The organism is Streptomyces sp. A18, assembly GCF_059026065.1.
This window is the reverse complement of sequence record NZ_JBWLKL010000001.1, coordinates 611,411-622,218: the sequence shown is the minus strand read 5'-3', so window position 1 is coordinate 622,218 and position 10,808 is coordinate 611,411. Positions and strand designations below refer to the sequence as shown.

Annotated in this window: 4 protein-coding genes, 1 tRNA gene and 1 rRNA gene; 4 read left to right on the top strand and 2 right to left on the bottom strand. The window is 68.1% G+C overall.

The window, feature by feature from the left end:
* Positions 1-146 precede the first annotated feature (146 nt).
* Positions 147-263, top strand: a 5S ribosomal RNA gene (rrf, locus tag AC5P1C_RS02760).
* A gap of 115 nt (positions 264-378) precedes the next feature.
* Complete coding sequence (locus AC5P1C_RS02755) at positions 379-1,041, top strand: DegT/DnrJ/EryC1/StrS family aminotransferase (protein ID WP_493864006.1); 663 nt, start codon at positions 379-381, stop codon at positions 1,039-1,041.
* Positions 1,042-1,053: 12 nt separating this feature from the next.
* On the opposite strand, the gene AC5P1C_RS02750 is transcribed toward AC5P1C_RS02755, so the two are convergent.
* On the bottom strand, positions 1,054-1,950 hold the full coding sequence (locus tag AC5P1C_RS02750; protein ID WP_493864005.1) for a CE1 family esterase: 897 nt from the start codon (positions 1,948-1,950) through the stop codon (positions 1,054-1,056).
* A gap of 140 nt (positions 1,951-2,090) precedes the next feature.
* Here AC5P1C_RS02750 and AC5P1C_RS02745 point away from each other — a divergent pair.
* A tRNA-Thr gene (locus AC5P1C_RS02745) sits at positions 2,091-2,163 on the top strand.
* Between the two features lie 74 nt (positions 2,164-2,237).
* On the opposite strand, the gene AC5P1C_RS02740 is transcribed toward AC5P1C_RS02745, so the two are convergent.
* A complete protein-coding gene (locus AC5P1C_RS02740; RefSeq protein ID WP_493864004.1) occupies positions 2,238-4,901 on the bottom strand; it encodes a SpoIIE family protein phosphatase in 2,664 nt (887 codons plus the stop codon).
* A gap of 273 nt (positions 4,902-5,174) precedes the next feature.
* Between AC5P1C_RS02740 and AC5P1C_RS02735 the strand changes: the two genes are divergently transcribed.
* Positions 5,175-10,688 (top strand): HAMP domain-containing protein, encoded by a 5,514-nt coding sequence (locus AC5P1C_RS02735; RefSeq protein ID WP_493864003.1) that lies wholly within the window; start codon positions 5,175-5,177, stop codon positions 10,686-10,688.
* The last annotated feature ends 120 nt before the right edge of the window (positions 10,689-10,808 follow it).

Below are 10,808 nucleotides of genomic sequence, written 5' to 3'. Positions count from 1 at the left end.
GAAGCCCGGTAACGGGTGGAGGTGACTGGTACTAATAGGCCGAGGGCTTGTCCTCAGTTGCTCGCGTCCACTGTGTTGGTTCTGAAACCACGAACAACCCCGTATGTCGGGCCACGACTGCGGTGCGGTTGACAGTTTCATAGTGTTTCGGTGGTCATAGCGTGAGGGAAACGCCCGGTTACATTCCGAACCCGGAAGCTAAGCCTCACAGCGCCGATGGTACTGCAGGGGGGACCCTGTGGGAGAGTAGGACGCCGCCGAACTATTATTAGAAGAGCTGGTCCCTGAACTTCGGTTCAGGGACCAGCTCTTTTTTGTTTTGCGTCACTTCCTGTTCACGTTCCGCAGCCAACATCTCGAGACATGGGGACAGTTGGCATGTTGCGAGCCGCAGGTGTCGGTGAAGGTGACGAGGTCATCGTGCCGGCGTACGGAAACGTCGAGATCGCCGAGGCTGTGGTCCTAGCAGGGGCCCTGCCCGTATTCGCGGACATAGATCGGTCTACGTACTGCCTTGATCCTGACGCGGTGGCTGCCGCCGTGACCTCGCGCACGGCCGCTGTGGCCGTCGTGCACCGATTCGGGCACCCGGCCGACGTCCGGCGGCTTCGGGACGTCGGGCAGCGGTACGGCGTTCTCGTGCTTGAGCAGGGCGAGTTGGACGCACCGTACGACGAGCTCGCGCAGCGGCGGGCGCACGCGACCTACCTGAGCGGTCGGCTCGGCGGTGTGATCACCCCGGACGGTGTCGAGGGGCACAGCTATCAGCAGTACGTCGTGCGGGTGCCCGGCAACGGGCGGCCGGACCGGGACGCTTTCGCGCGTGCCGTCCGGGCCAAGGGAGTTGAATGCCGGGTGCCCGTGAAGACGCCCGTTCACCGCACGCCGAAGTTCTGGCGGGACGTCTACCTGCCCGAGACCGAGCGGGCCGCGGACGACACACTGGCGCTGCCGGTCGACGCGTCGATGTCGCGGCGTGAACTGCAGCGCGTCGTCTCCGCCTGCAACGCGCTCGGCGGGCTTCTCCAGCCGGCCTTCTAGGAACCCCGTTCGCTAAGGGGCCTTCTTGGTGTGGGACTTGAAGAACTCCCACATCAGGTCTGTGGCGTTGACGCCCGCGGTGGGGTCGGACATGCTGCCGCCCGCGCCGCCCGGCCAGGAATGGCCCATGTCGGGCAGCCGATGGACGATCACGTCCGAGCCGTCGCGGCACTTGGCCGTTGTCTTTTTGATTTTGTTCTTGAGTTTCTCCGGCTGGCCCGCCTTGCAGGACAGGCGTTTCTGCCAGGCCGTGATGCCCTCGTCCATCCCTGTGTAGTGCTCGTCGAGGCCACCGATGAAGGTGATCACGGAGACGGGTGTTTTCGGCATGTACGAGTCCGTTGCCGAGTCGGGGCCGAGATAGCCGCCGCTGACCGGGGCGATCGCCGCGAAGGTGTCGGGGAGTTCGACCGCCAGCTTGTAGGACATGTCGCCGCCGTTGGAGATGCCGGTCGCGTAGACGCGGTCCGGATCGGCGTTCCAGGTGCTGGTCAGCCTCTTCGTCATCGTACGGATGAAGCCGACGTCGTCCTCCGTGCCGCAGCAGATCAAGGCGTTGAAGCCTCGGTTGAGGCCGTCGGGGTAGGCGACGAGGAAGTTCTCCTTGTCCGCCTTGGCGCTGAGGCCGCTGATCGTGGCCGCGTCCGCGCCGGTGGCCGGATACGGGTGCATGGCGATGATCAGGGGGAGCTTCTTGGTGCGGGTGTAGCCGGGAGGGGCGTGCACCGTATAGACGCGCTTCTTGCCCTTCCAGGTGAGCGTGACCTTCTGATCGCCGGGGCGCGGAGTCTCCGCGGCCGGTTGCTTCTTGGTGGGCTTCTGGCCCGTGGCTTCGTTGTCGTCGCCGGATCCGCAGGCCGCGAGCGGCAGGAGCAGGACGGCCAGGGCCAGGGGTAAGGAGTACCGCATGGATGTACCACGTCGGGTCGGCATGCGCGCAGAGTGGCAGTGGCGGTGCGGGCGGTCCAGAGGAACGGTCGGTTCGAGGCACCTTCGATTTCAGGTATGATCTATTCCGTTGCCGAGCGGGAAGCCGCGAAGCGCAACAGGCCCCTATAGCTCAGTCGGTAGAGCGTCTCCATGGTAAGGAGAAGGTCTGCGGTTCGATTCCGCATGGGGGCTCAGAGAGTAAGAAGGGAAGGTCCCCGCCCAGTTGGGCGGGGACCTTCTTTCGTTTCTGGAGCGGCGGGAATGTCTCAGTCCTTGTGGAGGCCCGGGACGCGCATCGCGAGGATCGCCATGTCGTCCGACGGGGCGTCCGTGGCGAAGCGCTCCACCGCGCGCATGATGCGGGCCGCGACCGCGCCCGCGGTGAGGCCCGTGCACGTCGTGAGGACGTCCGCGAGGCCGTCGTCGCCGAGCATGCGGGTGCCCTCGCGGCGCTCGGTGACCCCGTCCGTCACGCAGAGCAGGACGTCGCCAGGATCGAGCGTCATCGTCTGTTCGTAGAGCTCCAGGTCTTCCATGACGCCGAGCAGCGGCTGCGGTTCCGCGTACGGCTCGACCGTGCCGTCCTGGCGCAGGCGGAGCGGGAGCGGGTGTCCCGCACAGACGATCTTCAGGACCGCCGAGCCGTCCTCCTGCGGCCACAGCTCCCCGTAGAGGAGGGTCAGGAAGCGGCTGCGGGCACCCTCGTCGAGGATCGCCGCGTTCAGGCGCTCCAAAACCGCGGGGCCGCCGAAGCCCTCGCGGGCCAGGAGGCGCAGGGCGTGGCGGGCCAGGCCGGTGACCGCGGCGGCCTCCGGTCCCGTGCCGCAGACGTCGCCGATGGCGAAGCCGTACGCGCCGTCGCGGATCGGGAAGAGGTCGTAGAAGTCGCCGCCGACCTCGTTGCCCTCGCCTGCCGCGCGGTAGATGACCTCGACCTCGACGCCCGGGACCTGCGGGAGCCCCGGCGGCAGCAGGCTGCGCTGGAGGGACTGGCTGATGGCCATGCGCTCCGAGTACAGGCGGGCGTTGTCGAGCGCGAGGGCCGCTCGGCGGGAGAGGTCCTCGGCCAGTTCCAGGATCTCTTGGCGGAAGTGTTCGTCGGAGGGCTTGCCCAGGGTGAGCATGCCGATGACGCGGTTGCGGGCGACCAGAGGCAGGACCACCGTCTCGCCGCCCACTGCCGACGCCGTGGAGAGCGTCGTGCCGATGCCCGAGCCCAGGCTCAGGGGCTCACCGAGGCCGAGGCTGCGCATGGAGGTGCGCAGGGCGGCCTGGTGGGCCGCTTCCGAGGGTGCGGCCCAGACGCGGGCTCCGGGGGTCGGCACGGGGTCGGGAGGGGCGATCTTGGAGAGGAGTGCCTTCAGGCCGTCGATGCGCTCCTCGTCCTCATGGAGGACGTACGAGAGATAGGGCTCGGACGACTGGTCGGCGATCGTGTAGACCGCGCACCAGGTGGCGAGCGTCGGGACCGTCATCTGGGCCATGAGGGCCAGGGTCTGGTCGCGGTCCAGGGTTCCCGCCAAGAGGTCGGAGGCCTCGACGAGGAACGAGAGCGAGCCGCGGCGCAGGCGCTCCAGCTCGCCCAGACGCGCGGACTCGACGGCGAGGGCGATGCGGTCGGCGGCGAACTGGAGACGCAGGGCCTCTTCGTTCGAGTACCGGTCGGGGGACTCGGCCGCGACTCCCAGGGAGCCCGTGAGGCGGCCCTCGACCTTCAGCGGGACCGTGACGACGGAACGCATGCCCGTGCCGTTGAGGAGCGGTACGGCGCCGGGGACGACCGTGAGGTCCTCGTGGACGGCCGGCATGCGGGCGGAGCCGTACCGTCCGGGGCCCGCCTCCACTGGGACGCGGGCGAAGCGCTGGCGGGCGGAGGGCAGGCCGGTGGAGGCGCGGACCTCGAGTTCCGTCTCGTCGTCCGTGGCCAGGAGCAGGAAGGCGGCGTCGCCGTCCAGCATGTCGCGGGCGCGCTCGACCGTGCGCTGGAGCAGACCGTCGAGGTCGTCAGGGGCCGGGGAGCCGATGAAGACCTCGAAGGGGTCGGCGGTGTGCGACTCCGTGAGCGCGCCGGGCTCGGGGGCGGGGCCGCGCAGTGGGGTCTGCAGGACGGCACGCTCGTCGTCGCGGACGAGCAGGCAGACCGTGGACGGTTCGCCGTCGGTGTCGCGGACGCGCAGATGTGAGGCGTAGACGGGGGTCACGCGGCCGTCGGAGCCGCGGATGCCGTAACTGCCCTCCCAGCGGGAGAGTTGGAGAGCCTCGACGATGCCTGTGCTGGTGCCCGGGGTGTGCGGCCAGGCCGCGAAGTCGGTGAGCGGTTTGCCGGTGACCTGCTCGGCCGCGTACCCGAAGAGCTCTTCCGCGTCTTCGTTCCAGGCGGAGATCGCGCCCACACGGTCGATCTGGACGACGGCGACGCGGACTCGGCCATCGGTGAGCGGGAGCAGCTCGGCCGGGAGGGCGGGCCCTGCGGCGCGGGTGCCCACCGAGCGGTCGGGGAGGTCGAGTTGGAACCAGACCTGCTTGTGGGCGGGGCTGTAGTCGACGCCCCAGCGGGTGGCGAGCGCCGCGCACAGCTGGAGGCCGCGGCCTCCCTCGCGGTCGGGGCTGCCCATGCTCGCCGCGGACTGCTGAAGCGGGATCTCACGTTCCGGATAGTGGTCGGAGACCTCGATGCGTACGGCGTCCTCGCTGCGCAGGCAGAGGACGTCGGCGGCGGTTCCGGCGTGCACGACGGCGTTGGTGACCAGCTCGCTGGTGAGGACGACCGCGTCGTCGACGATGTCCGTGAACCCCCAGCCCTGGAGGGTGTCGCGGACAAAGGAGCGGGCCGTCGCGACGGACCGCCCGACGGGGTCGAAAGTCGCAGCCGCGCGCGCGGTGATCACAGAACTCCTCGTACGAGTATCGACGCCCAAGTCTCCCACCATGGTGCGGCCGCCCCTCCGATGCCCGCTTGTACGTGTGCCACCGCCCAGGCCGGGCAGGACCGGGGTGGTTGGACAGCCGGATGCCAGGTTACTTACCTTCGCCGTCCATGCTGATGCCGGTCGTCAGTGTTTCCGCCCGGAGGGTGTGCGGACGGTGTGCGAAGCTGCCGAACTGTTATGGCCTGGTTCAGCCATGGTGAAACACTGGGCAAGCTTCTTGGAGAGAGCCCAGGTAACCCGAGCAGTACGGTCGACCCTTGCGGGAGGGACACAGTGGAGTCTGGCGCAGCGACGCGGGGCACTAAAACGCGTGCGAAAGACGGACAGTCCCAGAGTAAACAGCGCAAACCGCGCCATGGGGCGACTACGTCAGTGGACACGGCGGCCCTGAACAGGTTGCTCGCGGCGCTCGCGGCGATGCGTGACGGAAACTTCCGCAAGCGGCTCACGGTCTCCGGTGACGACGTCATGTCCGAGATCGCTGCCGTCTTCAACGAGGTGGCCGACCGGAACCTGCATCTGACGGGAGAGCTCTCCCGTGTGCGGCGCATGGTCGGACGCGAGGGAAAGCTCACGGAACGGCTGGAAAGCGGCGCCAGTGAGGGCTCGTGGGCGGCGGCGATCGACGCGTCGAACGCCCTCGTGGACGATCTCGTGCGTCCGGTGTCCGAGGTCGGGCGGGTGCTCTCCGCGGTTGCGGAGGGCGACCTGGAGCAGCGGATGGAGCTGCGGGCGCAGGTCGACGAGGGGAACGGCCATCCGCTGCGCGGGGAGTTCCTGAAGGTCGGCCGGACGGTCAACAACCTGGTCGACCAGCTCTCCACGTTCACCGACGAGGTCACGCGCGTGGCCAGCGAGGTGGGTACCGAGGGCAAGTTGGGTGGCCAGGCACGGGTGCGCGGAATGTCCGGTTCGTGGAAGGATCTCACGGATTCGGTGAACACCATGGCGTACCGGCTGACCGCTCAGGTACGTGACATTGCTCTCGTCACGACCGCGGTCGCCAAGGGTGACTTGTCCCGGAAGGTGACGGTTCACGTCGCCGGCGAGATGCTGGAGCTGAAGAACACCGTCAACACGATGGTGGACCAGCTCTCGTCGTTCTCCTCCGAGGTGACCCGCGTCGCGCGCGAGGTCGGCACGGAGGGTGAGCTCGGCGGCCAGGCGCAGGTGCCCGGTGTGGCGGGAGTGTGGAAGGACCTCACTGATTCAGTGAATCTTATGGCCGGCAATCTCACCGCCCAGGTGCGTGGGATCGCCCAGGTCACGACGGCCGTCGCGAACGGCGATCTGTCCCAGAAGGTGACGGTCAGCGCGCGCGGCGAGGTCGCCCAACTCGCCGAGACGATCAACCAGATGACCGAGACGCTGCGTACGTTCGCGGACGAGGTCACCCGCGTCGCGAACGAGGTCGGCGCCGAGGGGCAGTTGGGCGGTCAGGCGAACGTGCCGGGCGCGGCGGGGACGTGGAAGGACCTCACCGACTCGGTGAACACGGTCTTCCGGAACCTCACCACGCAGGTGCGGGACATCGCGACGGTGACGACGGCGGTCGCCAACGGCGATCTGTCGCAGAAGGTCACCGTCGACGTCGCGGGCGAGATGCTCGAGCTGAAGAACACCGTGAACACGATGGTGGACCAGCTCTCCGCCTTCGGTGCCGAAGTGACGCGTGTGGCGCGCGAGATCGGCGTGGAGGGTGAGCTCGGCGGCCAGGCACAGGTGCAGGGCGCGGCCGGTACGTGGAAGGACCTGACGGACTCGGTCAACACCGCCTTCCGCAACCTCACGGGTCAGGTCCGCAACATCGCGCAGGTCACGACGGCGGTCGCCAACGGCGATCTGTCGCAGAAGGTCACCGTCGACGTCTCCGGCGAGATGCTCCAGCTGAAGAACACCGTGAACACGATGGTGGACCAGCTGTCGTCCTTCGCCGATCAGGTCACGCGGATGGCGCGCGACGTGGGCACGGAGGGCCGCCTCGGCGGCCAGGCCCGCGTGGACGGCGTCAGCGGCACCTGGAAGGAACTGACCGACTCGGTCAACTTCATGGCCGGGAACCTGACGTCGCAGGTACGCCAGATCGCCCAGGTCACGACGGCGGTCGCCCGCGGTGACCTGTCCCAGAAGATCGACGTGGACGCGCGCGGCGAGATCCTGGAGCTGAAGAACACCATCAACACGATGGTCGACCAGCTGTCGGCCTTCGCCGAGCAGGTGACCCGCGTGGCCCGCGAGGTGGGCACGGAGGGCCGCCTCGGCGGTCAGGCGCAGGTGCCCGGTGTGGCCGGTGTGTGGCGCGATCTGACCGACTCCGTGAACGGCATGGCGGGCAACCTCACCGCCCAGGTGCGCAACATCGCACAGGTCGCGACCGCGGTGGCGCGAGGCGACCTGTCGCAGAAGATCGACGTGGACGCGCGCGGCGAGATCCTGGAGCTGAAGAACACCCTCAACACGATGGTGGACCAGCTGTCGGCCTTCGCCGAGCAGGTCACGCGGGTGGCCCGCGAGGTGGGCACCGACGGCATCCTGGGCGGCCAGGCCGAGGTGCAGGGTGTCTCCGGCACCTGGAAGGACCTCACGCAGTCCGTGAACGGCATGGCGAACAACCTGACCCTTCAGGTCCGCAACATCGCCGAGGTCACCACGGCCGTCGCCATGGGAGACCTCTCCAAGAAGATCACCGTCGACGCGAAGGGCGAGATCCTCGAACTCGTCACCACCGTGAATACGATGGTCGACCAGCTCTCGAACTTCGCCGAGCAGGTGAACCGCGTGGCCCGCGAGGTGGGCACCGAGGGCAACCTCGGCGGCCAGGCGCGGGTCCCTGGCGTCACGGGCACCTGGAAGGACCTCAGCGACAACGTCAACCTGATGGCGAACAACCTGACCGGCCAGGTGCGCAACATCTCCCAGGTCGCGGCGGCGGTCGCCAACGGAGACCTCACCAAGAAGGTCACCGTCGAGGCGCGCGGCGAGGTCGCGCAGCTCGCCGACACCGTCAACACGATGGTGAAGACCCTGAGTTCGTTCGCGGACGAGGTGACCCGCGTGGCCCGCGAGGTGGGCACGGACGGCATCCTGGGCGGCCAGGCGCGCGTGCCCGGGGTCTCGGGTACGTGGAAGGACCTGACGGAGTCCGTGAACGGCATGGCCTCCAACCTCACCGGCCAGGTCCGCAACATCGCGATGGTCACCACCGCGATCGCCAAGGGCGACCTGACCAAGAAGATCGACATCGACGCCCGGGGCGAGATCCTCGAACTCAAGACCACCATCAACACGATGGTCGACCAGCTGTCGTCCTTCGCCGAGCAGGTCACGCGCGTGGCCCGCGAGGTGGGCACGGAAGGGCAGTTGGGCGGTCAGGCGCGGGTGCGGGACGTCGACGGCACCTGGCGCGACCTCACCGAATCCGTGAACGAGATGGCCGGAAACCTGACCCGTCAGGTACGCGCCATCGCCGAGGTCGCCACCGCGGTGACGCGCGGCGACCTGAACCTGAAGATCGACGTGGACGCGGCGGGCGAGATCCAGTCCCTCCAGGACAACATCAACTCGATGATCGCCAACCTCCGTGACACCACCCTCGCCAACAAGGAACAGGACTGGCTCAAGGGCAACCTCGCCCGCATCTCCGGTCTGATGCAGGGCCGCCGCGACCTGGAGGACGTCGCCTCGCTGATCATGAGCGAGCTGACGCCGGTGGTCTCCGCGCAGCACGGCGCCTTCTTCCTCGCGCTGCCCACGGACGACGGCACGGAGCCCGGCGCCGAGCAGGGGGACGCGTACGAACTGCGCATGATGGGCAGTTACGGCTACTCCATGGGCTCCATGCCCACGTCCTTCCGGCCCGGCGAGACGCTGATCGGCACGGCGGCGCAGGAGCGGCGCACGATCCTCGTGGAGAACGCGCCGTCCGGCTATCTGCGGATCGCCTCCGGGCTCGGCGAGGCGCCGCCCGCGCAGGTGATCGTCCTGCCGGTGCTCTTCGAGGGAACGGTCCTCGGCGTGATCGAACTGGCCGCATTCCAGCCGTTCACGCAGATCCAGAAGGACTTCCTCAGCCAGATCGCCGAGATGATCGCGACGAGCGTCAACACCATCAGCGTCAACACGAAGACCGAGGTGCTGCTCAAGCAGTCGCAGGAGCTCACCGAGCAACTGCGGGAACGCTCGGCCGAGTTGGAGAGCCGGCAGAAGGCACTCCAGGACTCGAACGCCGAACTGGAGGAGAAGGCCGAGCTGCTTGCCCAGCAGAACCGCGACATCGAGGTCAAGAACACCGAGATCGAAGAGGCCAGGCAGGTCCTGGAGGAGCGCGCCGAACAGCTCGCCGTCTCCATGCGGTACAAGTCCGAGTTCCTGGCGAACATGTCGCACGAGCTGCGTACGCCGCTCAACTCCCTGCTGATCCTGGCCAAGTTGCTCGCCGACAACGCCGACGCGAACCTCACCCCCAAGCAGGTGGAGTTCGCCGAGACGATCCACGGGGCGGGCTCGGACCTGCTGCAGCTCATCAACGACATCCTCGACCTGTCGAAGGTCGAGGCGGGCAAGATGGACGTCTCCCCGACACGCATCGCACTCGTCCAACTCGTGGACTACGTAGAGGCCACGTTCCGGCCGCTGACCGCGGAGAAGGGGCTCGACTTCTCCGTACGCGTCTCCCCGGAGCTGCCCGCGACGCTGCACACGGACGAACAGCGGCTCCTTCAGGTGCTGCGCAACCTCCTGTCCAACGCGGTGAAGTTCACCGACTCGGGAGCGGTCGAGCTGGTGATCCGGCACGCGAACGCCGATGTGCCCAACGCCATCCGCGAACAGCTCCTGGAGGCCGGTTCGCTGCGGGACGCGGACGCGGATCTGATCGCCTTCTCGGTGAGCGACACGGGCATCGGGATCGCCGGCAGCAAGATGCGGGTCATCTTCGAGGCGTTCAAGCAGGCCGACGGAACGACGAGCAGGAAGTACGGCGGTACGGGTCTCGGGCTCTCCATCAGCCGGGAGATCGCGCGGCTGCTCGGCGGAGAGATCCACGCGGCGAGCGAACCGGGCCGCGGTTCGACCTTCACGCTCTATTTGCCCCTGCACCCGAGCGAACTGCCGCCGCAGGGGTACGCGACGCTGGCGCCGCTGCCGGGAGTGGTCTCGCGGCCCGCCCTGGAAGAGGGCGCGTCCACGGCCGAGCAGCCGCCGCAGAGCGAGCAGGAGACGCCGCCGCGCCTCGACTCGATGCCCGCCGCCGGCACGCTCTTCAGGCGCCGCCGGCGCGCCGCGCACGCCTCCTCGGAGCAGCCGCCGGTGCTGCCGGGGCAGGGCCCGGTGGGGCAGCAGGAGGAGCGCTCGCAGGAGCAGTGGGCGGCCGCGGAGCGGGAGGCGCCCGAGGCGCGTCCCGGCTACCAGTTCGGCGGTGAGAAGGTGCTCATCGTCGACGACGACATCCGTAACGTGTTCGCGCTCACCAGCGTCCTGGAACAGCACGGGCTCTCGGTGCTCTACGCGGAGAACGGCCGCGAAGGCATCGAAGTCCTGGAACAGCACGACGACGTGACGGTCGTCCTGATGGACATCATGATGCCGGAGATGGACGGGTACGCGACGACGACGGCGATCCGCAGGATGCCGCAGTTCGCCGGGCTCCCGATCATCGCGCTCACCGCGAAGGCCATGAAGGGCGACCGGGAGAAGGCCATCGACTCCGGCGCCTCCGATTACGTTACGAAGCCGGTCGACCCGGATCATCTGCTCTCGGTGATGGAGCAGTGGATGCGCGGGGAGTGACCGAGAAGAGGCTTCATTACGCGGAGTTGCTGACAGAGTGTGGCCGAGGCCGTGTAGAACCACGGTATTCGGGGAACCTTCTGGTCTCCCACCGCGTTTCTGCTACGTGCACAGTGACAT